This window comes from Janthinobacterium sp. HH106 (assembly GCF_001758725.1).
In the GTDB taxonomy this organism is placed as follows: domain Bacteria; phylum Pseudomonadota; class Gammaproteobacteria; order Burkholderiales; family Burkholderiaceae_D; genus Janthinobacterium.
The window spans coordinates 1-26,671 of sequence record NZ_LRIC01000031.1 but is presented as its reverse complement, the minus strand read 5'-3'; the positions used below and the strand labels follow the sequence as shown (position 1 = coordinate 26,671).

18 protein-coding genes and 1 pseudogene are annotated in these 26,671 nt (G+C 62.8%); 12 read left to right on the top strand and 7 right to left on the bottom strand.

Going from position 1 to position 26,671, the window contains the following annotated elements; translation table 11 throughout:
• Positions 1 to 17 precede the first annotated feature (17 nt).
• Positions 18 to 4,199 (bottom strand): DEAD/DEAH box helicase, encoded by a 4,182-nt coding sequence (locus tag JAB8_RS14470; RefSeq protein WP_070290293.1) that lies wholly within the window; start codon positions 4,197 to 4,199, stop codon positions 18 to 20.
• Positions 4,196 to 6,139, bottom strand: coding sequence for a prolyl oligopeptidase family serine peptidase (locus tag JAB8_RS14465; protein ID WP_070290292.1), 1,944 nt, complete (start codon positions 6,137 to 6,139; stop codon positions 4,196 to 4,198). The genes JAB8_RS14470 and JAB8_RS14465 overlap by 4 nt, the downstream gene beginning before the upstream one ends.
• Positions 6,140 to 6,337: 198 nt before the next feature.
• Here JAB8_RS14465 and hemE point away from each other — a divergent pair, with 198 nt between their 5' ends.
• Positions 6,338 to 7,423: a uroporphyrinogen decarboxylase gene (gene hemE, locus JAB8_RS14460; RefSeq protein WP_070290289.1), complete on the top strand. Its 1,086-nt coding sequence runs from the start codon at positions 6,338 to 6,340 to the stop codon at positions 7,421 to 7,423.
• A gap of 842 nt (positions 7,424 to 8,265) precedes the next feature.
• Positions 8,266 to 10,317 (top strand): primosomal protein N', encoded by a 2,052-nt coding sequence (locus tag JAB8_RS14455; protein ID WP_070290287.1) that lies wholly within the window; start codon positions 8,266 to 8,268, stop codon positions 10,315 to 10,317.
• Position 10,318: 1 nt separating this feature from the next.
• On the opposite strand, the gene JAB8_RS14450 is transcribed toward JAB8_RS14455, so the two are convergent.
• Positions 10,319 to 11,209 carry an ArgP/LysG family DNA-binding transcriptional regulator gene (locus JAB8_RS14450; protein ID WP_070290284.1) on the bottom strand — a complete coding sequence of 297 codons (891 nt, stop codon included), beginning with the start codon at positions 11,207 to 11,209 and terminating at the stop codon, positions 10,319 to 10,321.
• Positions 11,210 to 11,340: 131 nt separating this feature from the next.
• On the opposite strand from JAB8_RS14450, the gene JAB8_RS14445 reads away from it, so the two are divergent.
• Together JAB8_RS14445 and JAB8_RS14440 are read left to right on the top strand one after the other, a co-directional pair.
• Positions 11,341 to 12,789 (top strand): dihydrolipoyl dehydrogenase, encoded by a 1,449-nt coding sequence (locus JAB8_RS14445; RefSeq protein ID WP_070290282.1) that lies wholly within the window; start codon positions 11,341 to 11,343, stop codon positions 12,787 to 12,789.
• A 164-nt stretch (positions 12,790 to 12,953) separates the two neighbouring features.
• Positions 12,954 to 14,075: an HD domain-containing phosphohydrolase gene (locus JAB8_RS14440; RefSeq protein ID WP_254679519.1), complete on the top strand. Its 1,122-nt coding sequence runs from the start codon at positions 12,954 to 12,956 to the stop codon at positions 14,073 to 14,075.
• 9 nt (positions 14,076 to 14,084) lie between these two features.
• Here the strand turns inward: JAB8_RS14440 and JAB8_RS14435 are convergent, their stop codons facing one another.
• The gene (locus JAB8_RS14435; RefSeq protein WP_070219615.1) at positions 14,085 to 14,570 is read right to left on the bottom strand and encodes an SRPBCC family protein; all 486 of its coding nucleotides are present in this window, start codon (positions 14,568 to 14,570) and stop codon (positions 14,085 to 14,087) included.
• A 209-nt stretch (positions 14,571 to 14,779) separates the two neighbouring features.
• Between JAB8_RS14435 and JAB8_RS14430 the strand changes: the two genes are divergently transcribed.
• Entirely contained in the window at positions 14,780 to 16,840 is a 2,061-nt protein-coding gene (locus tag JAB8_RS14430) for a UvrD-helicase domain-containing protein (RefSeq protein ID WP_070290279.1), read from the top strand.
• Positions 16,841 to 16,847: 7 nt separating this feature from the next.
• On the opposite strand, the gene JAB8_RS14425 is transcribed toward JAB8_RS14430, so the two are convergent.
• Both JAB8_RS14425 and JAB8_RS14420 read right to left on the bottom strand, forming a co-directional pair.
• Positions 16,848 to 17,204, bottom strand: coding sequence for an addiction module antidote protein (locus JAB8_RS14425; RefSeq protein WP_070290278.1), 357 nt, complete (start codon positions 17,202 to 17,204; stop codon positions 16,848 to 16,850).
• Entirely contained in the window at positions 17,201 to 17,587 is a 387-nt protein-coding gene (locus tag JAB8_RS14420) for a type II toxin-antitoxin system RelE/ParE family toxin (RefSeq protein WP_070290276.1), read from the bottom strand. Before JAB8_RS14420 ends, JAB8_RS14425 begins: the two co-directional genes overlap by 4 nt.
• Positions 17,588 to 17,746: 159 nt before the next feature.
• On the opposite strand from JAB8_RS14420, the gene JAB8_RS14415 reads away from it, so the two are divergent.
• From JAB8_RS14415 to JAB8_RS14390, 6 genes are all read left to right on the top strand, one after another.
• Positions 17,747 to 17,965 carry a SlyX family protein gene (locus tag JAB8_RS14415; protein WP_070290273.1) on the top strand — a complete coding sequence of 73 codons (219 nt, stop codon included), beginning with the start codon at positions 17,747 to 17,749 and terminating at the stop codon, positions 17,963 to 17,965.
• A 154-nt stretch (positions 17,966 to 18,119) separates the two neighbouring features.
• Positions 18,120 to 20,276: a M3 family metallopeptidase gene (locus JAB8_RS14410; RefSeq protein WP_070290272.1), complete on the top strand. Its 2,157-nt coding sequence runs from the start codon at positions 18,120 to 18,122 to the stop codon at positions 20,274 to 20,276.
• Between the two features lie 227 nt (positions 20,277 to 20,503).
• A complete protein-coding gene (locus JAB8_RS14405; protein WP_070290270.1) occupies positions 20,504 to 22,648 on the top strand; it encodes a M3 family metallopeptidase in 2,145 nt (714 codons plus the stop codon).
• 109 nt (positions 22,649 to 22,757) lie between these two features.
• Entirely contained in the window at positions 22,758 to 22,970 is a 213-nt protein-coding gene (locus JAB8_RS14400; protein ID WP_070219603.1) for a VF530 family protein, read from the top strand.
• Positions 22,971 to 22,981: 11 nt separating this feature from the next.
• Positions 22,982 to 23,260, top strand: coding sequence for a DUF4404 family protein (locus tag JAB8_RS14395; protein ID WP_070219601.1), 279 nt, complete (start codon positions 22,982 to 22,984; stop codon positions 23,258 to 23,260).
• Positions 23,261 to 23,497: 237 nt separating this feature from the next.
• On the top strand, positions 23,498 to 25,759 hold the full coding sequence (locus JAB8_RS14390) for a YgiQ family radical SAM protein (protein WP_070290369.1): 2,262 nt from the start codon (positions 23,498 to 23,500) through the stop codon (positions 25,757 to 25,759).
• 122 nt (positions 25,760 to 25,881) lie between these two features.
• Here the strand turns inward: JAB8_RS14390 and JAB8_RS29940 are convergent, their stop codons facing one another.
• Positions 25,882 to 26,169, bottom strand: a complete 288-nt coding sequence (locus tag JAB8_RS29940; protein ID WP_240453482.1) for a hypothetical protein — start codon at positions 26,167 to 26,169, stop codon at positions 25,882 to 25,884.
• 144 nt (positions 26,170 to 26,313) lie between these two features.
• Here JAB8_RS29940 and JAB8_RS29935 point away from each other — a divergent pair.
• Positions 26,314 to 26,671: pseudogene (locus JAB8_RS29935) on the top strand (DUF3108 domain-containing protein); the annotation flags it as partial.

Below are 26,671 nucleotides of genomic sequence, written 5' to 3'. Positions count from 1 at the left end.
CGTGCATTTTTTCAAGCTCATCGCTTCAGCCCTTCCTGTAGCATGCCCAGCATGTCACTGGCCGACATGCGCGCGGCCGCATCGCTGCCTTCCAGCAGACTGTCGGCCAGGTCGCGCTTGTGCTGGTGCAATTCGACGATGCCTTCCTCGATCGTGTGTTTCGCCACCAGCCGGTAAATGGTAACGGGGCGCAATTGCCCCATGCGGTGGGCGCGGTCCGAGGCCTGGTCTTCCACGGCCGGGTTCCACCACGGGTCCATGTGGATCACGTAATCGGCCGCCGTCAGGTTGATGCCCATGCCGCCCGCCTTCAGGCTGATCAGGAAGACGTCGCCATCGCCCGCCTGGAAGGCGTCGACCCGGCGCTTGCGCTCCTGCATGGGCGTGCTGCCGTCGAGACACTGATAGCTGACGCCATGCTGCTCCAGGTGCTTGCGGATGAGTGTCAAATGGTCGACGAACTGGCTGAAGACGAGCACCTTGTGGCGGTTTTCCAGCAAGCCCGAAAGCAGCTCGGCGAAGGCGGCCAGCTTGCTGCTGGCCAGGCCCAGTTCCGGCGCCACCAGTTGCGGATTGCAGCAGGCGCGGCGCAGTTTCATGATCTCGGCCAGGATCTGGATGGCCTTTTTCGAGGCCGGTCCTTCCACCATGGCCAGCTTTTCCAGCGCTTCGCGGCGCAAGGATTCGTACAGCGCCGTTTCCTGCGGCGACAATTCCACTTCCAGCACGATTTCCGTGCGTGACGGCAATTCCGACAGCACTTGCGTTTTTGTCCGGCGCAGGATGAACGGCGCGATCAGGCGGCGCAGCCGCAGGCGCGCGCCGGCCGCCGCCCGCTTGTCCTGATCCTTTTCGATCGGTCCCGCAAAGCGCAAATTGAACTGGTCCAGGGTGCCCAGCAAGCCCGGGTTAATAAAACGGAACAGATTCCACAGTTCGCCCAGGTGGTTTTCCAGCGGCGTGCCGCTGGCCACCATGCGGAAATCGCCTTGCAGGGCCATCACGGCTTGCGAGCGCTTGGTGGCGCCATTCTTGATCGCCTGCGCTTCGTCGAGCACGATCGTATGCCAGCGCACGCCGGCAAACATGGCGGCTTCCTGCTGCAGCAAGCCATAGCTGGCCACCACCACGTCGAACGGCTGCAGGGTGTCGAGCATGTCGGCCCGGTCGCCGCTGCCGAACAGTTTGACGTTCAAGGTGGGCGCGAAGCGCTGCGCTTCGCTGATCCAGTTCATGCACACGGACGTGGGGGCGACGACGAGGGTGGGGCCGTTCGGCGCGCGCGCGAGGATCAGCGCCAGCGCCTGCAAAGTCTTGCCGAGTCCCATGTCGTCGGCCAGGCAGGCGCCCACGCCCCAGTGCGCCAGGCGCGCCAGCCATTGGTAGCCGGCCAGCTGGTAGTCGCGCAAGTCCGCCTGCAGGGTGCTGGGCAGCTGCGGTTGATAGTCGTCGAGCGCGCGCAGGCGCAGCAAGTGTTCGCGCCATAGTTTGTCGGCCTTCACGCCGCCCGCATCGTTGGCCAGCTCTTCCAGCGCAAACGCGGCCAGCGGGTGGATGTGCACGCCATCGGCATGCGATTCGCCATACGCGGCCAGTTCCGACAGGCGGCGGTGCAGCTCGTCGCTGAGGGCGAGGAACTGGTTGTCGCCCAGGGCCACGAAGCGGCTTTTATTGTTCTGCATCAAATCGAGCAGGGCGCGCAAATCCATCACCTTGTCTTCATCGATCTGCACTTCGCCGCTGGCGGCAAACCAGTCTTTTTCACTCTTGATATTCAAGCGCATCTGGCCGCTGTCGATGCGTTTCGACACGCGCATGGTTTCGCCTTCGGGCCAGGCCAAGACCATGCCGGCGGGGTCGAGCGATTGCAGCTCCACCAGCAATTGCAGGCCCAGCGCTGGCTGGCCCAGCAGCCATTCGCCATGCTCTTCTTCCGCCTCTTCCAGCACCAGACATTTTCCGATCAGCTGGCGCTGCGCTTCGCGTTCCGCATTCAGGTCGCGCCGCGCTTGCACGGCCCGGCCCGCCACATCGGCAAACACGCTTTCGGCGCCGCTGCCCGGTGCGTAATAGGCGCCGTTGTCGAGCAGCGGGCGCACGAGAATTTGCATCTTCAACCCCTGCTGGTAGGGCAGCAAATGCACGTGCAGGCGGTGGTCGGCCGTGATGACTTCCGCGTCGCCGGCGCCGCCGCCGATGTCGGACTGCACGGTGACCATGGACGAGATGGCGCCGATGGCCTGCATCACCTGTTTTTCCGCATGCAGGGGCACGGACAAGCCCAGACCCACGATGGCGCCGATGCGCCGGTGCTCGTCGAGGATGTGCACCACGCGCAAGCGCGTCGGCGTTTCCTTCTGCACCACGACGTTGCCGCCGTTGTCGGGCAGCGGCGGCTGCATGCCCAGCCACAGCTGTCCCTCGTGCGACTTGATCAGGAGTTCGGGCGCGCCGGCGATCAGTTCCACGCGCGTGTCGGGGTGATCGAGCCAGAAGACGAGCGGGTGGCCCACCAGCAGCACGGCAGCCTTGTCCAGCTCGATTTCATAGCGCGGCGCCGACGAATAATATTGTTTGAACGGCGCGATGCTGCCGGCCGCGCGCGCGTCTTGCGGCGTGAGGAAATCGATGTCGCCCGCCTCTTCGGCCAGGCGCTTGAGGCCCATGGCGCGGCCCTTGCTCCAGCCGCCCCGCGCGTCGCGTTTCTGCTCGCGCACTTCCACGGCCGTCAGGCCGAAGCGCGGGTCGAACGCCACCAGCCACACGAGGCGCGAGACGCCGCCCAGCGCTTCGGCGGGCGCGTTCTGCTGCAGGTTGATCAGGGCGCTCAGCTGGCGCTGCCACGCTTCCTGGCGCTCGAACCACGGCGCCATGTCCGTCAGACCGTGTTGCGCGCGCTTGGCCGTGGCATAACGCTCCTGCTGCGGCTCGCCCAGCAAGCCCAGCAAGCCGGCCGCCTGCGCGGCAATCAGGTCGTAGCCGGCCGCGTCCGCTTGCTGCACCAACAGGCGCAGTTGATCCTTGCGCCCGCTCAATTGCGGCAGGGCCAGCCAGTAGTACAGCAAGGCCTGGAACAGCTGCGCCTGCAGTCCCGTTTCCCAGCTGCGCGTGGGGATCGCATCGGCTTGCAGCACGCCGGCGCGCACCAGGCGCAAGGTGTTCAGTTGCTGGTAGACGATGCTGTCGTGGTTCGGTTGCGCATGCAGCGCGATATCGAGGTAGGTCTCCGCGCTTTTCAGCAGCTTGGCATCGTTGCCGCGCAGCAGGGCCAGCACGTACAGGTGGCCGCCGATGCCCGTAAAGCACAGCTTGCGCTTGCCCGTTTCCTTGCGCAACCCTTTCAGGGCCGTTTCAAAGCCCGCCACGGCGTGGGCATGTTCGCCGCGCAACAGGGCGATGCTGCTGTCGACAAACAGTGCCTGCGGCCCCTGCTGGCCCGCCAGGTAGCGCGCGGCCGCGTCGAGTTCGCCGCACAGCAGGGCGTCTTCGGCCAAGGCCAGCGGCAGGGCGGCGCCGATGTGGTCGCCGGCGGCCGCCTGGCGCGCGTGGTGCGCGCGCGCGTAGGTACGGATGGCGTGCGCCGTGGCCGGTTCGCGCGGGGCGTTGCCCAGCAGCACGGCGAGGATGTCGTCCTGCAGTTGCGGCATGACGAAAGACAGCATTTCCGGCTCGAACGGCCGGCCGAAGATCTCGATCAGCGGATGCAGCTGCTGCGCTTCATAGCACGCCATGCAGGCGGCCAGGATGGCGGCCACGTGGCGCACCTCGTCATTGCGCAAGAGGGCGATGCGCAGGCGCGCCACGCCTTGCCGGTAGCTGCGCAATTCCACATAGCCATCCCAGTTGCGCCGCACGGGGTTGATGAGCTCGATGGCCTGGCACAGGTCGCGGAACACCAGGTGCTCGATGGCGGCGCGCATGGCGGGCCAGCGCAGCTTCGCTTCGCAGGCATAGCCCCGTCCCACCACTTCGGACGCCAGCGCGTGCCGCGTCAAATGCTGCAGCATGCCCGTGACGGTGAGCAGGGCAAACGGCGTGCCGTCCGGCTCGACGACATTGGCGCGCTGCAAGTGTTCATACACGGCATGCTTGCCCACGGGTTCGCCCGCGATGGCCAGCAAGGCCAGGATCATCTGTTCGTGCTGCTCCAGGGCGGCGAACTCGTCCAGCAGATGTTGCTCTACATTCGGTTCGCTCATGCGGGTAAATTGGCGATATGCACGGGCGGCTCGCCGGCCGTCACGGGCAGGCCGAATACGCGCTGGTAGAAATACAGTTCCGCGTCGAGGGTGCGCACGATGTTTTCCGCCTTGCGGAAGCCGTGGCCCTCGCCTTCGAGCGGCACGTAGGCGACGGGCACGCCGCGCGCCTGCAGGGCGTCGACCATCAGCTGCGACTGCTGCGGCGGCACCACCTTGTCATCGAGGCCCTGGAAGAAGATCATCGGGCGCGACAGTTTATCCGTATGGTGGATGGGCGAGCGCTCGCGGTACAGCGCCTCGGCTTGCGGCTGGGGGGCGATCAGGTAATCGGTGTAGCGCGATTCGAACTTGTGCGAATCGTCGTCCAGACCCTTCAGGTCGGACACGCCATAGTAGCTGGCGCCGGCCTTGAAGACGTCGTGGAAGGTCAGCGCGCACAGGGTCGTCAGGCCGCCCGCGCTGCCGCCGCGGATAATCAGGCGCTCGGGGTCGGCCAGGCCCTCGGCGGCCAGGTAGCGGGCGCCGGCGATGCAGTCTTCCACGTCGACGATGCCCCACTGACCGCGCAGCGCGTCGCGGTATTCGCGGCCGAAACCGCTGCTGCCGCCGTAATTGACGTCGAGCACGCCGATGCCGCGGCTGGTCCAGTACTGCGTCGCCAGCTTCAAGGTATTGCTGGCCATGCTCGTGGGGCCGCCATGGCTGATGACGATGACGGGGGGTAATGTTCCCTGGGGCGCCTGCACGTCGTCATTTTTCGGCGGATAAAAGAAGGCGTGCGCCGTGCGGCCATTGCTGCTGGTAAAACTCAAGCTGCGCGGCACGGACAGGTACGCCAGCGCGGGCAAGGCCGTGATCGACTGCGCCAGCACTTCCAGTTCATGGTTCGACAGGTCAATGCGCGCCAGTTCCAGCGCGATGGTGGGACTGCCGCCGAGCAGCGCGACGAAGCCGGGCCCCACGCGCAGTTCGCGGATTTCCTGGTACGGGTGCGGTATCGGTTCCAGCTTGGCCGCCGTCACGTTCAGCTGCGCCAGGTAGCTGATGCCGGACTGGATATACGTGCAGACGATCTCGGCGTCGGAAAGAAAATCGTACATGCTGCCGCCGAAGGTCCAGTGCGGCGTGGCAAATTCCGCTTCCATCGGGCACAGCGCCTCGATGTCGGCGCCATGCAGGCGGTACAGATTCCACCAGCCGCTGCTGTCGGAAACGAAGTGCAGCAAGCCGCTCGGCGACCATTCCGGCTGGCAAATCGACTCGCGCGCACCGCCGGCGATCAGGCGGGGCGAACCGAGACTGCCGTCCGCCTGCACGTCGGCCAGCCACAGTTCCGTGCCTTGCCACGGCAGGCGCGGGTGGTCCCAGCTGATCCAGGCGAGCTGGCTACCGTCCGGCGACAAACGCGGCGCCGCATAAAAATCGTGGCCGCGCGCCAGCACCGTTTCGTGCCCGTCGAAGCCGACGGCCGCCAGGCAGTTTTCCGGCTGCGCATGGCCCTCTGCCGGATGCTGTTCGCGCACGGCGATCAGGCGGGCACGGGCCGCATCGACGACGAAGTCCGCGTGGCGCGTATTGCCGCCCGTGGTGAACGCTTCGGGCGCGGCGTCGCCGGCCACGCGGTACAGGCAATTGTCGGCGAAATGCGAGAAATACACGGTATTGCCGGCCACCGCATACGCGCCGCCGCCGTATTCATGCACGCGGGTGCGCACATTGAACGGCGCTGGCGTGAGTTCATCGACACGCGCGCCGCGCTGGCGCAGCAGGGTGTTGCGGCCCGCCTCGCTGGCGCGCCCGGCCAGCCAGAACACGTCGGCGCCATCCGCTCCTCCCAGGGCCAGCTGCGTCAGCGGCGAGGCGCCGGCGGCGACGATGGCCGCGCTGATCGGCGATGGCCAAATGCCATAAGGGGTGCTGGATGCGGTCGAGGTCATGCGGGCTCCGTGTCGTGGTGGGTAGAGGGGCCTCCAGGCGGCGTCAGGCAGCGCGGCGGCGTTCATCATCATAATGGAAGGGCAGGCACAACGAAAGTCATCGCTGTGCGTGGCAAATGCTGCAAAGCGGCACCGGAATCAATGAAATGGCGGCGATTGGATGCGATAATACCGCTTCTCCAAGCTCGATTGCCTGCCATGCCACAATTTGCTCCGCTCCAGAATGACACTTTCCTGCGCGCCCTGCTGCGCCAGCCGACCGAGCACACTCCTGTCTGGCTGATGCGCCAGGCAGGCCGCTACCTGCCCGAATACCGCGCCACGCGCGAGCGGGCCGGCTCCTTCCTGGGCCTGGCGAAGAATCCCGATTACGCAACGGAAGTGACCTTGCAGCCCCTGGAGCGTTTCCCGCTCGACGCGGCGATTTTGTTTTCGGACATTCTGACGGTGCCGGACGCCATGGGCCTGGGCCTGTATTTCGCCGATGGCGAAGGCCCGAAGTTCGAGCGCCCGCTGCGCACGGAGCAGGACGTGAAGGCCTTGCAAGTGCCGGACCTGGCATCGCTCGACTATGTCTTCAAGGCCGTCACGCAAATCCGCACGGAACTCAATGGCCGTGTGCCGCTGATCGGTTTTTCCGGCAGCCCGTGGACCCTGGCGTGCTACATGGTGGAAGGCGGCGGCTCGAAAGAGTTCCATACCATCAAGAAGATGCTGTACAACCGCCCTGACCTGATGCACCACATCCTGGCGATCAACGCCACGTCCGTGGCGCAGTACCTGAATGCGCAGATCGACGCCGGCGCGCAAGCCGTGATGATTTTCGATTCCTGGGGCGGTGCGCTGGCCGATGGCGCCTACCAGGAATTCTCGCTGGCCTACATGCAGCAAGTGGTGGCGCAGCTGAAACGCGACAAGGATGGCGTCAAGATTCCCGCCATCGTGTTTACCAAGGGCGGCGGCCAGTGGATCGAGCAGATCGCCGACATCGGCGCCGATGCCGTGGGCCTGGACTGGACCGTCAACCTGACGCGCGCGCGCCAGCTGGTCGGTCATAAAGTGGGCTTGCAGGGCAACCTCGACCCGGCCATCCTGTTCGCCAGCCCCGAGCAGATCCGTGCCGAAGTGGCGAAAGTGCTCAACGCCTTTGGCGCGCCATCGGCAGGTACGGGCCACGTGTTCAACTTGGGCCATGGCATTTCCCAGTTCACGCCGCCGGAATCCGTGGCAGCGATGGTGGACGCCGTGCACAGCATGAGCCGCGCCATGCGCAGCGGCCAGTAAATCGTCATTTTCCCCTGGTGCAGGGGCAGAAAAGGCAGGCTTTCCAACGGAAGCCTGCCTTTTTCTTTGCTGCGCCTTAGCAAGACATACCGACTTATGCACAATTTTTTTTGCTGCGGAAATAAGAGGCAGTGTCAAAGCCATGCCCGGGGGGGATTTGCAAGTGATTGATTATTAAGGAATAAAAAATTCATTGACTAGCGGACTTTGTTGCTATTGATAAGGTTATTCTTTCGTCCGCTTGCCTTATTCCTTCATTGTCCACAAAGTTATCAACAGATTCTGTGGATAAAATTGAAAAGTATTTTGTTAACCGATACTTAGCGCCGATGTTCAGGTTTCACCTGAAGTGCATGTTGCAGTGCATGATAATTGAACAATGTTTCGCCGTCCGTCAGGTAAAAACGAACGCTTGCCCGGCAATTGTCAATTTTGCTGCATGCCGTCCGCGTTTTTGCCGATCGGACGCCTCAAAATGGTGCCGATTTCTGTATAAATACATTACAAATGGCTCAGTTATGCACAGCGGCGGAAATGCCCTGTGGATTTGTGACCGCCCGGGCATCAATTTTTAAGCCATTGATTTTAAATGATTAATTTTTCTTGCGTGCCGCTCTTGACGGCAGTCGAAATTTTATGTCCACATTTTTCTGAAAGTTAATTTTGCTTTGTCCACAAAGTTATCCACAGAATTTTCTTCAGGCACGAGAGCACGCCGTCCCGTCCGTCGTTAGGCGTTTGACGGATGAAACAAGTATCATGGCCCGCTGGCTTGATGCCGGACATCCCGCCGCGCCATCGCCCCTGCGGCGCGTTTTTTTATTGAGATAGGCCCTACCCCCATGTCGCAGTGCATTTTGACGTCGTGCATCCTGAAAATCGCGCTCGACACGCCCTTGAACGCCTTGTTCGACTACCGCTGGACAGCGGCGGCGGATACGGGCGCTGCCGTGCCGCTGCCGCAAGTGGGGCAGCTGGCGCTGGTGTCATTCGGCCGGCGCGAAGTGATGGGGCTGATCGTCGGCGTGTCCGACAGCACCGATGTGCCCGCCGCGAAATTGAAGGACGTGCTGGCCGTGCGCAGCCAGCTGGCGCCGCTGTCGGAACAGTGGCTGGCGCTGGCCGCCTTCGCCGCCGATTACTACCAGCGCCCGCTCGGTGAAGTGGCCTTGCCGGGTTTACCGAAGAATTTGCGCGTGCTCACCACCGTGGCGCTCGACCGCGCCATCAAGAAGCTGGCCAAGCTGGCCGATGCGCATGACGGCACGCCGCTGAACATGCCGGCGCTCAATGCCGCCCAGCAAGAGGCGGCGGACGCCATCGGCGGCGCGCAGGGTTTCAAGCCGACCCTGCTGTACGGCGTGACGGGCAGCGGCAAGACGGAAGTGTATCTGCAGGCGTGCGCCCAGGTGCTGGCGCGCGAGGACGATGCACAAATCCTGATTTTAGTGCCGGAAATCAACCTGACGCCCCAGCTGGAAGGCAATATCCGCGCGCGCTTTCCCGGCGTCATGCTGGCCACTTTGCATAGCAGCCTGTCCGAAGGCGAGCGCATGCTGCACTGGCTGGCCGCGCACCAGGGCCAGGCGCGCATCGTGCTCGGCACGCGCTTGGCCATCCTGGCGTCCTTGCCGAAACTCAAACTGATCGTCATCGACGAAGAGCACGATCCTTCCTACAAGCAGCAGGAAGGCTTGCGTTATTCCGCGCGCGACCTGGCCGTGTGGCGCGCCTGGCAATTGCAGATTCCCATCGTGCTCGGTTCGGCCACGCCGTCGCTGGAAAGCTGGCACCACGCGCAGACGGGGCGCTACCGCAAGCTGGAATTGCGCGAGCGGGCCGTCAAAAATGCGGTCTTGCCGCGCGTCAAGATCCTCGACATGGAGCGCGACAAGCCGAAAGACGGCCTGACCTCGCATCTGGTCGCCGCATTAAAACTGCGCATGGAGCGCGGGGAGCAGTCGCTGCTGTTCCTGAACCGGCGCGGCTATTCGCCCGTGATCTGCTGCGAATCGTGCGGCTGGATCAGCAATTGCACGCGCTGCACTTCGTTCATGGTGCTGCACAAGCCCGAGCACCGCTTGCGCTGCCACCATTGCAGCCTGGAATTGCGCATTCCCCGCCATTGCCCCACGTGCGGCAACGTCGACTTGCAGCCGCTGGGACGGGGCACGCAGCGCGTGGAAGAGGGCTTGCAGCAACTGTTTCCCGAGGCGCGCATTTTGCGCATCGACGCCGATTCCACGCGCAAGAAGGGCAGTGCGCAGGAAGCGTTCGACACCGTGCACCGGGGCGAAGTCGATATCCTGATCGGCACGCAGATGGTGGCCAAGGGCCACGATTTCAAAAAGCTGACCCTGGTCGGCATCCTGAACCCGGACACGGCCCTGTTTTCCCAGGATTACCGGGCCAGCGAACGCCTGTTCGCCCAGCTGATGCAGGTGGCGGGCCGGGCCGGGCGGGCCGCGCAGACGGAAGGGGGCAGCGTCAGTGAAGTGCTGATCCAGACGCGCTATGCGCGTCATCCGCTGTACGACGCCGTCGTCAACCACGATTACGATCACTTCGCCACGACCTTGCTGGAAGAGCGGGCCCAGGCGGCGCTGCCGCCGTATCTGTTCCAGGCCCTGCTGCGCGCCGAGGCGCCCGAGCTGGCCACGGCCATCGAATTCCTGCAGGCGGCGAAAGAGTGCATGGAACACCCGCAGGTGACCATCAACGACCCGATTCCCATGAGCATGACGCGCGTCTACAACGTGGACCGCGCCCAGCTGCTGCTCGAATCGCCTTCGCGGCCGGCCTTGCAGGCGTTCCTGAAGGAATGGTTAGCGGAGTTGCGCGCCATGAAGACGCGCGTGAAATGGTCGCTGGAAGTGGACCCGCTCGATATTTAAATTACTGCAGGTAATCGCGCGCCGATTTGACGATCTGTTCCGACAACAGCTTGGTAAACGGCGTGTCCAGGGTCCACGCGTGCCAGCTCAGCGGCACATCCAGGGTGCTGCCCGGCAGCAGGTCGACCAGCCGGTCCGTCGCCAGCGCCTGCGCGGCCAGGCGCTGCGGCATCAGGCCGTAGGCCAGGCCATCGAGCACGCAGGCGCGGCGCGCCGCTTCGACCGGCAAGGTATGGTGCGGAAACGGTTCACGCATGCTCAATTGTTCAGCGAGGAAACGCGCCAGCAAGCCGTGCTGGCCCACGACGGCCGGCGCCAGTTGCACGGCCTCGGCAATAAAACCATCGCCGAACCAGTGACCCGCAAACACGGGCGTGGCCACGCAGACATAGCGCAAGGTGCCCAGCGGCGTGACGCTGGTGGCCGCCGCCGCGTCGAGCGCTGTGCCGGACTCGGCCGCCACGCAGCCAAACACGGAGCCGTCGCGCACCATCTGCAGGGCGCTGTCGCTGTCGGCCAGGCGCACGTCGAGTTGGCAGCGGGGTGGCGCCAGCAGGGCGGACAAGGTGTCGGGGAACCACGTGGCCAGGCTGTCGGCATCGATGGCGATGGCGATTTCCGGCATGCTGACGCTGTTGCCCAGGTCGATGTCGAGCGATGCTTCCATCAGCTTGACGTTGCGGTGATGCACGATCAATCGCTGGCCCAGGCCCGTCGGCACGGCTGGCTGGCCACGGATGATCAGCAAGCGCCCGCTGGCGTCTTCCAGCGCCTTGATGCGCTGCGAGACGGCCGACTGGGTGATGCCCAGGGCCAGGGCGGCCTTGTCGAAACTGCCATGGCTGGCCACGGCGTCCAGCACGGCCAGCGCGCGATAATCGAGTGATCCCATTAGCTCAGCTTATAAATTTTAAAATTGATTAGTTATACTAATACACATATTGCAGCAAAGTAAAACCTTATTTTCGGCAAACGGGTAGTATCGAACGCTGTGAGCAATCTGACGCGGAGATAAGTAGCACGATGAAAACGATACAAGTGGATGTAGCCGTGATCGGCAGCGGCACGGCCGGCATGACGGCGCACAAGGCCGCGCGCATGCAGGGCAAGCGCGTGCTGATGATCGAAAGCGGGCCGTACGGCACGACGTGCGCCAGGGTCGGCTGCATGCCCAGCAAACTCCTGATCGCGGCGGCCGAGGCGGCCCATGCGGTGGCCGCCGCGCCCGCTTTTGGCGTGCATCCGGGCCCCGTGCGCATCGACGGCCGGCAAGTGATGGCCCGGGTGCGCAGCGAGCGCGACCGTTTTGTCGGCTTCGTGCTCGACGGCGTCAACGCCATCCCCGAGGAAGAAAAACTGCGCGGCCACGCCCGCTTCATTGCGCCGGCCAAGCTGCAGGTCGACGAACATACGCTTGTCGAAGCGGCCAGCGTGGTGATCGCCACCGGTTCCACGCCCATCGTGCCGCCCGAGTGGCAGGCGGCGGGCGAGCGCGTCATCACGAGCGACGCCGTGTTCGAATGGACGGACTTGCCAAAGTCAGTCGCCGTGGTCGGCAGCGGCGTCATCGGTCTGGAACTGGGCCAGGCGCTGGCGCGGCTGGGCGTGCGCGTGACCTTGTTTGCGCGCGGCAATAAAGTCGCGCAGCTGACGGACCCGCTGGTGCTGCGGGAGGCCGATGCCGTGCTGGCGCGCGAAATCGATATCCGTTTCATGACCCAGGTCGCGCACATGGCAACAACGCCGGACGGCGGCGGCATCGCGCTGACCAGCCGCGATGATGCGGGTCAGGAAAAAACCGAGCAGTTCGAGTACGTGCTGGCCGCCATCGGCCGCCGTCCGAACGTGGACAAGATCGGCCTGGACACGGCGCAAATCGAGCTCGACCGCCACGGCATCCCTCTGCATGATACACACACCATGCAGTGCGGCACCAGCGCCATCTTCATCGCGGGCGATGCCGACAACGCCTTGCCGCTGCTGCCCGAAGCGGCCGACGAGGGCCGCATAGCGGGTGACAACGCGGCGCGCTTTCCCGACGTCAAACCTGGCTTGCGCCGCACGCCGCTGGCGATCGCTTTCACGGAGCCGCAGATCGCCACCGTGGGCGCCACCTACCAGCAATTGTGCGTCAGTCACGCGGGCCGCTTTGCCGTCGGTGCCGTGTCGTTCGGCAACCAGGGCCGCAGCCGCGTCATGCTGCAAAACCAAGGCATGTTGCGCGTGTATGCGGAATTCGGCAGCAAGCGCTTTCTCGGCGCCGAGCTGATCGGCCCACGGGCGGAACACCTGGGCCACTTGCTGGCCTGGGCCTGCCAGGCGCAGCTGACGGTGCCCGCCATGCTCGACATGCCGTTCTACCACCCCGTCATCGAGGAAGGCGTGCGCACGGCCTTGCGCGAGCTGGCGCTGCACCTGGAAAAAGACCCGGAACACGCACCGGACTGCGCCGACTGCTCGCCTGGCGTCTGATGCAATTTTGATATTTATACAATTTTGTAGACAAGCGCACATGATTGCGCGATCATCGCTGCCACATTGAAATATTGATTAAAAGCAAAAAACATTTCAATTGGCACATGCCGCTGATGCCAGGATGGTAAAAACAAGCGGGTGCAGGCGATGATGGAGACGATGTGAAAATTCGGCGCATTTACGCGGGAGAACTCGCCCTGGGCGTGGCCCTGCCCTGGGACGTGCATGGCGAAACGGGCGGCTTGCTGGCCAGGCTGGGCCATGTCATCAGCAGCGAAAACCAGATCGCATTGCTGCTGGCGCGCGGCGTCATCGCCGATACCAGCGCCGACGTGCCGCGCACGGCCACGGAAGCGCCATCGGCCCTGCGCATGCTGAACCTCGTCACGGCAGGGCTGGCCCTCGTCTTGCCGGTCATCGCCGCCGGGCAGGCGGGCAGCCACCTGTCCCTGGCGCCGCTGGCGCAACTGGTGGAAGAGGCCGTTGTTCTGGATGCCGACGTGGCGCTGGCCTGCATCCTGCACAACCAGGGCGCGGGCGACTTTGCCGTGCGCCACAGCGTCGACACGGCCGTCATCACGGCCCTGCTGGCGCGCGCCCTGAAACTCGACGACGCCGTCGTGCGCAGTGTGCTGCTGGCCGCGCTGAGCATGAATGTGGGCATGCTGGAACGCCATGCGGATTTCCAGCACAAGGCGGGCCCGCTGGACGCGCAGGAACGCGCCTATTTGCGCGCCCATCCGCAAGCCGGTGTCGACTTGCTGCGCGTGGTCGGCGTCACGGACGCCGTCTGGCTGCAGGCCGTGCTGCAGCACCATGAAAATATCGATGGCAGCGGCTATCCGCTGGGCACGCAAGGCGAGGCGATCGGCATCGGCGCCCGGCTGATCATGCTGGCCGACCGCTATTGCGCGCGCGTGTCGAAGCGCAGCTACCGCCAGCCTTTGCTGCCGAACGTGGCCCTGCGTGAAATGTTGATGGCCGACAAGGCCACCCTGGATGCGCCGCTGGCGTCCCTGCTGGTGCGCGAGCTGGGCATCTACCCGGTCGGCACTTTCGTCAAATTACTCAACGGGGAAATCGGCGTTGTCACGCGCAAGGGCTTGAACGCCACCACGCCCCACGTGCAGTCGCTGGTCGGCCCCCGCGGCGCGCGCCTGGACGTGCCGCTGCGGCGCGATACGCGCGTGGACTTGCACGCCATCCGCGAAGTGCTCAGCGCGGAGCAGGCGGGACTGCAGTTTCGCCCCGACCAGCTATGGGGCCGCAGCGCACGAATTTAGCGTGGGAGCTTAATTCAGCAGACCTGCATCGAGCCGTCCCTCGAGCGCCAGTTCGCGCATGATGCGCACCGTGTCGATGTCCGACTCCTTGTAGGCCGAGCGGCGGAAGTCGTCGTACAGGGCGTTGGCCGCATCGGTGGCCGCGTCATGGCCGTCGTCGTACTGGAAGCGCACCCACAGGCTCGCTTCGTCGGGCATTTCGATGGTCATCACCAGCGAGGAAGCGCTGATATCCTGTTGCGCCGGCACTTCATAGCGCACCTGCAGTTGCGGCACCAGCACCACCTTGTCGTTGATGACCAGTTCGCCATAGCGCAGGCTGCGCGCGAAACCGGCGTCGCAGCGCTCGCTGATCCGGCACTCATCGAGGTGCGGCACGAACAGCTTCGGCGACTCGGCGCGCAAGACCAGGCCGCGCCACACTTGTTCCAGGGTCAAGGTATCGATCAGCGGATTCAACGGATCATTGATTTCAATCAGGTGTTCAAATTTCATGGGACTGCCATTCGGTAAGTGGGCGCGCACGGGCGATATAGGCGGAATGGTACTCCAGGCGTGGCATCGCCGCACGCATTGCATCGGCCAAGATGGCGGCATATGGCGATATATCAATGCCATTGCCTGTTTTTCAGGCATGGTCCGGCATGCAAATAGGCTGCACGACGCTGTTACAATGGGCTGCTGTTCCCTGCGGAAATACCCTGATGTCCAAAGCACCACAGTTCGGTCTGAATGCGCCCCAAAGCGAAGCGGTTACCTACCTCGACGGCCCCTGCCTGGTGCTGGCGGGCGCCGGTTCGGGCAAGACGCGCGTGATCACGCAAAAGATCGCCCATCTGATCGAAGACCGGGGGTATGACCCGCGCACCATTGCCGCACTGACCTTCACCAACAAGGCGGCGCTGGAAATGCAGGAACGCATCGCCAAATTATTGAAACAGCCGCGCCAGGCCAAGCAGTTGACGGTGTCGACCTTTCACTCGCTGGGCGTGAAAATCCTGCGCCAGGAAGCCAATGGCGTGGGGCTGAAGGACCGCTTTTCCATCATGGACAGCGACGATTGTTTTTCCCTCGTGCAAGATCTCGCCATTACCACCGATAAACAGGTGATCCGCGGCATCCAGAATGCCATGTCGCTTTGGAAAAATGGCCTGATCGATCCGGACATGGCGCTGGCGCAAGCCAAGGATGAAGATGAAGCCAACGCGGCGCGCATCTACCGCAGCTATGTGGCCACGCTTTCCGCCTACCAGGCCGTCGATTTCGACGACCTGATCCGCCTGCCCGTGGAATTGTTCCGCAACAACGGCCCCGTGCGCGACAAGTGGCAGCGCCGTTTGCGCTACCTGCTGGTCGATGAATACCAGGATACGAATACCTGCCAGTACGAACTGGTCAAACTGATGGTGACGGGCATCGGCAAGAAGCCGATGTTTACGGCCGTGGGCGACGACGACCAGGCGATCTATGCGTGGCGCGGTGCCACGGTGGAAAATTTAAAAACGCTGGAAACGGATTTCCCCGACTTGCGCGTGATCAAGCTTGAGCAGAATTACCGCTCCACCATGCGCGTGCTCAATGCGGCCAATGCCGTCATCGGCAACAATCCGAAGCTGTTTGAAAAGTCGCTGTGGTCCGAACACGGCCTGGGCGAGCCGATCAAGGTGCTGAGCATGCAGACGGACGAGCAGGAGGCGGAGCAGGTCGCCATCATGATCTCGGCCGACCATTTCGAGCGCAAGAACAAATTTTCCGATTACGCGATTCTGTACCGGGGCAACCACCAGGCGCGCATCATCGAACAATGTCTGCGCAAGGAGCGCATTCCGTACACGATCTCGGGCGGCCAGAGTTTTTTTGATAAGGCCGAGATCAAGGACATCATCAGCTACCTGCGTTTGCTGGCCAACGAAGACGACGACCCGGCCTTCATTCGCGCCGTGACGACGCCGCGCCGTGGCGTGGGCCAGTCGACGCTGGAGGTGCTGGGCGCATTCTCGGGGCAGTGGCAGTGCTCGCTGTTCCAGGCCGTGTTCAAGGGCGGCATCGAGGCCAAGCTGACGGATCGCCAGCTGGGTCCGCTGCGCGACTTCTGCAACTTCATCAACGACCTCGAGTCGCGCGCCAGCCGTCCCGGCGCTGCCGGCAGCGGCGACAACGCGGCCGAAGTGCTGGACGACATGATGAAGGAAATCCACTACGAATCGTATCTGTACGATGCCTTCGAGGAACGGCAAGCGCAAAGCAAGTGGCAGAACGTGCTCGAATTCGTCAACTGGCTCAAGGAACGGGGCAGGGGCGGCAAGGACCGCGATGGCGAAGAAAAGAACGTGCTGGAACTGACGCAGATGGTGGCCCTGATGACCATGCTCGAGGGCAAGGACGAAGAGCAGGACGCCGTGCGCATGTCCACCCTGCACGCGTCGAAAGGGCTGGAGTTTCCGCACGTATTTCTCGTTGGCGTGGAAGAGGGGATCTTGCCGCACAAGGGCGATCCTGACGCGCCGGCCGAAACCATCGCCGCGCGTATCCAGGAAGAGCGGCGGCTGATGTATGTGGGCATCACGCGCGCGCAGCGCACCTTGCACGTCACCTGGTGCAAGAAGCGCAAGCGGGCGGGCGAGCAAGTCCATTGCGACCCGTCGCGCTTCATCAAGGAAATGCAACTCGACGTGGGCGATGCCGTGCCGACGGAGGCGGAAGTGATTTCGCCCAAGGAAAGATTGGCGCGCATGAAGGCCTTGCTGGCCGCGCCGAAGGCTTAAGCAGCGTTCACGCTTCCACGGTGCTGTCGGGCGTGGTTTTGGGCACGATGGCCAGCTGCATGCCCAGCGCATCGAGCATCTTCAAAATGGTTTCAAAGCGCGGCTTGCTGCCTTCGCGCAAGGCTTTATATGCGCCTTCGCGCGTGATGTCGGCCCGGGCCGCCACCTTGCCCATGCCGTACGCGCGCACCACGTCGTTCATGGCCGACTGGAACAGTTCGGCGTTACCGGTGGCGACGATTTCGCTCATGTAGGCGGCCACGGCGGCCTTGCTGGTCAGGTGTTGGGTTGGGTCAAATTTGCTAAGGCCTAAGGCTTCCAGGTCGTCGAGGTCGAAGGTGTCATGGTCGATATGGTGGTTCATTTCTTTCGTGCTCCTGTCGATGGGCTTGCCGCCGCTTTCCGGATGGCTGCCTGCCGGGCTTTCAAGTCCTTGAGTATCGCTTGCGCCTGTTTGATGTCGCGCTGCTGGCTCGATTTGTTGCCACCCAGCAGCAGCAAGATCAGGGTGCCCCGATTCGTTTCGTGAAAGTACACGCGCCAGCCGGGTCCCGTCTGTAAAAAACGCAGCTCGCACACGCCTTCGCCCACTGGCCGCCAGTCGCCCTTTTTACCGTGCTGCAAATGCTTGATGCGTGCATCGATGGCGGCGGCCGCCACATCGTGCAGGGAGTCTTCCCAGCGCCGGTATTCGGCCGTCTTGCGCGTATCGATCAGTACTGGTTCGGGTCGCGTTGGTGTGTTCATTGTAATCGTTTGTTCTCATTCGTCAAGCGGCTTGAGCCTATCCAGGAAGAATAAACAGAAATCGGGCCCCGTCCGGCGGCGAATGGACGCAGTTTGTCCTGGCTCACGCCGCTGCGGCGGTAGAATGCCCCCTTTCAGTCAGGAATCACCGAGAGCACCATGGACAATGCAGAACAGATGGAAACACGTTTCGTCGATATCGAAATCAAGCTGGCGCAGCAGGAAGACCTGGTCGAGTCGCTGAACCAGATGGTGTACCAGCAGGGCAAGCGCATCGACCAGCTGGAAGCGATGCTGCACAAGCTGGGCGAGCATGTGAGGGACGGGGCGCAGCAGGCGAATGGCGGGCTGGTCAACGAACGTCCGCCGCATTATTAAATCGGCATCGTAGTGCGGGGCGCATGAAAACCGTTCATTACTGGCAGGCGCGCTACCACCGGTAGTTGCTGGTGACGCAAGTGTGTCAGGCTGTTATTATTTCAGGCTGGCCCGCGACACAATCGCGGCTCTCTTGCGTTCCTTGAAAGAAGACATGACCCGTCCTACAATGCTCGTCATCGCCGCCAGCCTGATGCTGGCGCCAGCCGCCGCCGCTTTTGCCGCCACCGCCGCTACCACCGTGCCCGCCGCTACCGCCGCCTTGCCCGCCTCGAACCCGTTTGCGCAAGCGAGCAGCCTGCCATTCCAGTATCCGCCGTTCGACAAGGTGCAGGATGCCGACTACGCGCCCGCCTTTACGGCAGGCATGGCCGCCAACCTGGCGGAAATCAACGCGATTGCCAATAACCCGAAAGCGGCCACCTTCGACAACACCATCGTGGCCATGGAACGCTCGGGCCAGCTGCTGGGCCGCGTGCGCACCGTGTTTTCCGTGATGTCCGGTTCCAACACGAATGATACGATCCAAGGCCTGGAACGCGAACTGGCGCCGAAGATGGCGGCCCACAGCGACGCGATCATGCTCAACGACAAGCTTTTCCAGCGCATCGACACCCTGTACGCCAAGCGCGACAAGCTGGGTCTGGATGCGGAATCGAAACGCCTGCTCGAGCGCTACCACACCGATTTTGTCCGCGCCGGCGCCAAGCTGTCGGCGGCGGACAAGGAAAAGCTGCGCGCCTACAACGGCCAGCTGGCTGCCCTGTCGACCAAGTTCGCACAAAATGTACTGAAGGAATTGAACGCTTCGGCTGTCGTCGTCGATACGCGCGAAGAACTCGACGGCTTGTCGCCGGCCGCCATCGAAGTGGCCGCCGGCCTGGCCAAGAAGCGCGGCCTCGACGGCAAATATGTGATCGCCCTCGTCAACACGACGGGCCAGGCGCCGCTGTCGCTGCTGACCAACCGCGCCGTGCGCGAACGCATCATGGCGGCATCGCAAGCGCGCGGCAGCCGTGGCGGCGAGTTCGACAACACCGAGGAAGTGCTGGCACTGGCAAAGCTGCGCGCCGAACGTGCCGCGCTGATGGGCTACCCGAACTACGCGGCCTATTCGCTGGAAGACCAGACGGCGCACGACACCACCGCCGTCAACGCCCTGCTGGGCGAGTTGGCGAAGCCGGCCGTCGTCAATGCGCGCCGTGAAGCGGACGATATCCAGAAGGTCATCGATGCAGGCAAGGGCGGCTTCAAGGTGGGCGCCGCCGACTGGGCCTTCTACAGCGACAAGGTGCGCGCCGAACGCTACAACTTCGATGAGACGCAGTTGAAACCGTACTTTGAAATGCACAGCGTGCTGACCAAGGGCGTGTTCTTTGCCGCCGGCAAGTTGTACGGCCTCACTTTCAAGCAGCGCACCGACTTGCCCGTCTACACGTCCGACATGCTGGTCTACGACGTCTTCAATGAAGACGGTACGCAACTGGCCATCTTTACGCTCGACCCTTACGCGCGCAGCAACAAGCGCGGCGGCGCCTGGGCGAATGCCTATGTGGGCCAGTCGACCTTGCTGAACCGTAAGCCGGTGATCGCGAATAACCTCAACATTCCGAAACCGGAAGCGGGCCAGCCGACCCTGATGACGTTTGACGAAGTCAACACCATGTTCCACGAATTCGGCCATGCGCTGCACGGCATGTTTTCGAACGTGAAATACCCGCGCTTCGCCGGCACCAGCGTGCCGCGCGACTTCGTCGAATACCCGTCGCAAGTCAATGAAATGTGGGCGCTGTGGCCGGAAGTGCTGCAAAACTACGCCAAGCACTACCAGACGGGCGCGGCCATTCCGGCCGAACTGCTGGCGAAAGTGACGGCGGCCGACAATTTCAACCAGGGCTATAAAACCACGGAATACCTGGCCTCGGCCCTGCTGGACCAGCGCTGGCATCAGCTGACCCCGGCACAGATCCCCACCGACGTGCTGGCGTTTGAAAAAACCGCCTTGACGGAAGCGGGCGTCGATTTCGCCCCGGCGCCGCCGCGCTACCGCACCACGTATTTCTCGCACGCGTTCGCGGGCGGTTATTCGGCCGGTTACTACGCGTATCTGTGGTCGGAAAAGCTCGATGCCGACACGGTCGAGTGGTTCAAGGAAAACGGCGGCTTGACGCGCAAGAACGGCGACTGGTTCCGCAATAAACTGCTATCGCGCGGCGGCAGCGCCGACGCGCTCGACATCTACCGCAACTTCCGCGGCCGCGATGCGAAGATCGAGCCGCTGCTGGAACGCCGTGGCTTGAACGGCAAGTAATTTCTCCCCAGCACCGGCCTCGTCTGTGCTGAACATCAATGGCCGCCCGGCAATTGGCGGCCATTTTTATTTGGGGATTTTGCCTGTAAACCGTGGTAAACCGCGCATTTGGCGTGCTGCACCACAGGATCGCCCATGTTGGATGACGCCTGTGTGACAGGCTGCTATGATCTGCCACTGGCCCGCGACGCGATCGCGGTTCTTCCCCGCGCTTCCTGAAAGATGTCATGATCCGTCCACAACTGCTCGTCATCGCCGCCAGCGTCATGCTGGCCCACGCCGCCCCATCCGCCATGGCCGCCGCCGCTGCACCTGCCGCCGCCGTCAGCGCCCAGAATCCCCTGCTCAAAGTGAGCCCGCTGCCGTTCCAGATGCCGCAGTTCGGCCTGATCAAGGATGGTCACTACGCGCCGGCGTTTGCCGAAGGCATGAAACGCCAGCTGGCCGAAGTCAATGCGATTGCCAGCAACCGCCAGCCGGCCACGTTTGAAAACACCATCGTGGCCCTCGAGCGCACGGGACAGCTGCTGCACCGCGTGCAGAGCATCTTCAGCAACATGACCTCGACCAACACGAACAGCGTGCTGGAAGCGGTGGAAGTGGACGTGTCGCCGAAACTGGCCGCGCATGGCGACGCCATCACGCTGAACCCGAAACTGTTTGCCCGCATCGACACCCTGTACGCCAAGCGCGACAAGCTGGGCCTCGATGCCGAATCCCTGCGCCTGCTCGAACGCTATCACACGGATTTCGTGCGCGCCGGCGCCAAGCTGTCCGATGCGGACAAGGAAAAACTGAAAGCCTATAACGCCGAGCAGGCGGGCCTGGAAACGGCCTTCGCGCAAAACGTGCTGAAGGAAACGAATGCCAAGAGCATCGTCGTCGACACCCGTGCCGAGCTGGCCGGCATGACGGACAGCGATATCGACACGGCTGCCGCGGCCGCCAAGGAACGGGGCTTGACGGGCAAGTTCGTCATCGCCCTCGTCAACACCAGCGGCCAGCCGCCGCTGGCCGTATTGACGGATCGCAAGACGCGTCAGCGCCTGATGGACGCGTCGCTGAACCGCGGCAGCCAGGGCGGCGAGTTCGACAACCGCGCCATCGTGCTGAAATTGGCCAAACTGCGCGCCGAACGGGCGACCTTGCTCGGTTACGCCAACTACGCCGCGTACTCGCTGGAAGACCAGACGGCCAAGACCACGACGGCCGTCAATACCCTGCTGTCGGAACTGGCGAAACCGGCCGTCGCGAATGCGCGCCGCGAAGCGGCCGACCTGCAGCAAGTGGTCGATGCGGAAAAGGGCGGTTTCCAGGTGGCAGCGGCCGACTGGGCCATCTACACGGACAAGCTGCGCAAGCAGCGTTTCAATTTCGATGAAAACGAGCTGAAACCGTACCTGGAACTCAACAGCGTGCTGAACAATGGCGTCTTCTTTGCCGCGAACAAGTTGTACGGCATCAGCTTCAAGGAGCGTAAGGACTTGCCGGTATACAACCCGGACGTGCGCGTCTACGACGTTCTGGATGCCAACGGCAAGCCGCTGGCCCTGTTCATCGCCGACTTCTATGCGCGCGGCAACAAGCATGGCGGCGCGTGGATGAATGAATATGTGTCGCAATCGTCACTGATGGGCACGCATCCCGTCGTCGCCAACCAGTTGAATATTCCGAAGCCGCCCGCCGGCCAGCCGACCTTATTGACGTTTGATGAAGTGACGACCATGTTCCACGAATTCGGCCATGCGCTGCACGGCATGTTTTCGAACGTGAAATACCCGCGCTTTGCCGGCACCAGCGTGCCGAGCGACTTCGTCGAGTACCCGTCGCAAGTCAATGAAATGTGGGCCGTCTGGCCGGAAGTGCTGCAAAACTATGCCAAGCACTACCAGAGCGGCGCGGCCATGCCGCAGGAATTGCTCGACAAGGTCACGGCGGCGAAGAAATTCAACCAGGGTTTCATGACGACGGAATACCTGTCGGCGGCCTTGCTGGACCAGCGCTGGCACCAGCTGGCGCCAAGCCAGATCCCGACGGACGTGCTGGCCTTTGAAGCGGCATCGTTGAAAGACGCGGGTGTCGACTACGCGCCCGTGCCGCCGCGCTACCGCACCACGTATTTCTCGCACAGCTTCTCGGGCGGCTACTCGGCCGCGTATTACGCCTACCTGTGGTCGGAAAAGCTGGACGCGGAATCGGTCAACTGGTTCAAGGAAAACGGCGGCCTGACGCGCAAGAATGGCGACTGGTTCCGCAGCAAATTGCTGTCGCGCGGCGGCAGCGTCGATGCGCTGCAGCTGTTCCGTGACTTCCGCGGCCGCGACGCCACAGTGGAACCGCTGCTGGAACGCCGGGGCTTGAACGCCAAGTAAGACGTCCTCATCAGAAGCTTGCGTTGCGTTGACATGGCGCACGCAAGCTTTCCGTGCCGGCGGCGTAGAATTGAGTAAGATGTAAACAAGAAGGCAGTTGAAAGAGTATATGAGTCAGCAAGATTTGAATGGCATTACCCTGGAAGGTATCGTGACGCGCCTGCACGCCCACTACGGCTGGGACGGCCTGGCCAAGCACATCGATATCAATTGCTTCATCAGCGATCCCAGCATCAAGTCGAGCCTGAAGTTTTTGCGCAAGACCCCGTGGGCCAGGAGCAAGGTGGAACAATTGTTCCTGGACACGCAATTTACTGACTGACAGGAAAAAACATGGATAGCAAACTCAAGGAATCGCTGCAACAGCTGCATTCGACACTGGCAAGCAGCGGTCCCGTCGATGAAGAACTGCATGGTTTGCTGCAAAAACTCGATGTCGACATCAAGTTGCTGATGGAAAAGCGCGCCGCGCAGGAGCAGGAAGAAGAGTCGACCACGTATGGATTGGCCGAGCGCAGCCAGGAATTGTCGGCCAAGTTTGCCGTCAAGCATCCGAAACTGGAGCCGGCGCTGCGCGAACTTGGCGAGATTCTTGCCAATATGGGGATCTGATGTAACCCGGGGAAAAGCTGGGGTCAGACCCCCGAAGGGTCTGACCCCAAGGGCCTTCTTTCCCCAAGTGATTGAAAAATAAACGTTTTTTGTACTGAAATCCAACAGTAAAAAGCAGGCCGTCAGGTTGGAAATGGCCAATTCCGGTACAATCCGTACCCTATGAGCTCCCCTACCAATTTATTTGCGACCGTTCCCAAGCGGTCTGCCCGCGCTGCCGTGGCGCCTTTCCTGCCGATGTCGCGTGCCGAGATGGACGCGCTGGGCTGGGACCAGTGCGACGTCATCCTCGTCACGGGCGACGCCTACATTGACCATCCGAGTTTCGGCATGGCCCTGGTCGGCCGCCTGCTCGAAGCGCAGGGTTATCGCGTCGGCATCATCAGCCAGCCCGACTGGCTGTCGGCCGACGCCTTCCGCATCCTCGGCAAGCCGCGCCTGTACTACGGCATTACCGCCGGCAACATGGATTCCATGGTCAACCAGTACACGGCCGACCGCAAGATCCGCTCCGACGACGCCTACACGGCCAATGCCGAACCGAACAAGCGCCCGGACCGCGCCGTCACTGTGTACGCCCAGCGCGCGCGCGAAGCGTATTCCGACGTGCCCATCGTCATCGGCAGCATCGAAGCGTCCTTGCGCCGCATCGCCCATTACGATTACTGGTCGGACAAGGTCCGCCGTTCCGTCTTGCCCGATTCCAAGGCTGATTTGTTGATCTTCGGTAATGCCGAGCGGGCGCTGGTCGACCTGACGCACCGCCTGGCCGCCGGCGAACACATCAAGGATATCCGCGACTTGCGCGGCACGGCCTTCATGGTGCCGGCCGGCTGGCTGCCCGGCGACGACTGGGGCGTGCACAATTCCACCCGCGTCGACGTGCCCGGCAAGATCGACCCGCACTACAGCCCGTACGAGATGGTGCAGGAAGACAAGACCGCCTGCGCCACGGAAAACGCCTCCAAGTCGGCCGAAGTCATCAAGCCCATCCGCATCATGAGCCGCGAAGAGCGCCTGGCCATGGCCAAGGAAAAGCACGACAAGACGGTCGTGCGCCTGCCCGCCTACGACGTCGTCAAGGATGACCCCGTCATGTATGCGCACGCGTCGCGCGTGTTCCACCTGGAATCGAATCCCGGCAATGCGCGCGCCATGGTGCAGGCGCACGGCGAGCGCGACGTGTGGCTCAATCCGCCGCCGCTGCCGCTGGCCATGGACGAGATGGATGGCGTGTACGACATGAATTACGCGCGCGCCCCGCACCCGAGCTATGGCAAGGCGCATATCCCCGCCTGGGAAATGATCCGCTTTTCCGTCAACATCATGCGCGGCTGCTTCGGCGGCTGCACCTTCTGCTCGATCACGGAACATGAAGGCCGCATCATCCAGAGCCGTTCGGAACCGTCGATCCTGCGCGAAATCGAGCATATCCGCGATAAAACCAAAGGCTTTACGGGTACCATTTCCGATATGGGCGGCCCGACGGCGAATATGTACCGCCTGGCCTGCAAGGAAAAAGAGATCGAAGTGTCGTGCCGCCGCCTGTCCTGCGTGTACCCGTCCATCTGCGTGAACCTGGGCACGGACCACAGCAAGCTCATTTCCCTGTACCGCAAGGCGCGCGCCATTCCCGGCATCAAGAAAGTGCTGATCAGTTCGGGCTTGCGCTACGACCTGGCCGTGCGTTCGCCCGAGTACGTGAAGGAACTGGTCACGCACCATGTGGGCGGCCTGTTGAAGATCGCCCCTGAGCACACGGAAGAGGGCACCTTGTCGAAGATGATGAAGCCCGGCATCGGCGCCTACGACGAATTCAAGGAAATGTTCGACCGTTTTTCGCTGGAAGCGGGCAAGAAGCAATACCTGATCCCGTATTTCATCGCCGCCCATCCGGGCACGACGGACCTGGACATGCTGAACCTGGCCCTGTGGCTGAAGAAAAACAATTTCAAATTGGACCAGGTACAGACCTTCATGCCCACGCCGATGGCCATGGCGACCACCATGTACCACACGCGCAAGAATCCGCTGCGCAAGGTGACAGCCGACTCGGAAGTGGTGGAAACGGCGCGCAGCGGCAAGATCCGTCGCACCCATAAAGCGTTCCTGCGCTACCAGGACCCGGCCAACTGGCCGATCTTGCGCGAAGCGCTGGTCAACATGGGCCGTGGCGACTTGATCGGCAATGGCGACAAGCATCTGATCCCCGCCTGGACGTCGTCGGAATCGGGCGGCCTGGCCGCAGGCGAACGCAGCCGCCAGACGCATGGCGCCGGCACGCCGGACAAGTTCAAGGTCACGCCGGGCAAGAACCGCATCGCCCTGGGCGGCACGGCAGCGGCGCCCAAAGCGTCGGCCGCCGAGTCGAAAGTGCGTCCATCGATTCTGTCGACCATCAAGACGAAGGCCAAGCCGGCCGCCGTGCCGATGGGCCGTGGCAGCAAGCCGCCAGCCAAGGGCGGCCATGCCGCGCCGGCACGGGGTGGACGCAAGTAGATAGTCTTTGGCCCTCGGGCTTTGAAAAACCCGGCAACGCGTACTGCGTTGCCGGGTTTTTTGCTATGGGCGCACCAAGATGGGGCGGCAAACCGCCGTGGCGGCGGGATTTTTACCAATATTTAAAAATTGAATAGAGCAAAAAGCAATTTTCCCTTGTGGCAACTTGGTGTTTGAAAATATACTCGTTGGATATTTAGCCGTACGGCAACAAAGCTGCCTTTCTGGCAAGCGCCAGCGTACGCGACTCCCAGCGTTGATATGAAAAGAGATGCCAATTGAAATGCCTTTCCTGCCAAGCCGAGAATAAGCCGGGCGCCAAATTCTGTTCTTCCTGCGGCACCACGTTTGCCGCCGCCACGACCGCCGCCGCTGCCGTGCCGGGCAAATCCTGTGGCCAGTGCGGCCATGATTGCAAGCCCGATGCCAAGTTCTGCCCCAAATGCGCATTCAGCTTTGCTGTGGCGCCAGTGCTGCCGCCAGAACCTGTTGCGGCACCTGTGCCGGCGCCGATTCCCGAACCAGTGAGTGTGGTCGTTCCTGAGCCCGCTCCAGTGGCAGAAATGGTCGCGCAAGCTGTTCCGGAACCCGTTCCCGTCTTCATCCCGGAGCCGGTCGCGCCACCGCCGCCACCGCCGCCACCGCCCGTGCTGGAAAAGCGCCGTGCCGATCCTGCACCCGCACCCGCACCCGCACCCGTACTGGAACCCGCACCAGCGCCAGCTCCCGTGGCCGACACGCCAAGTGACAGCCCAGCGGCGGGCAGCCGCATGAAACTGATCGCTGCAGCCGTCGCCGCAGTAGTACTGCTGGGCGGTGCGGGCGCTTACTATTTTCTCTCAAGCAAGGCGGCTGCACCGGCGCCGGAAGCTGTTCCAGTCTTGCCCGCGCAGGCGGAACCTGCGCCTGCCG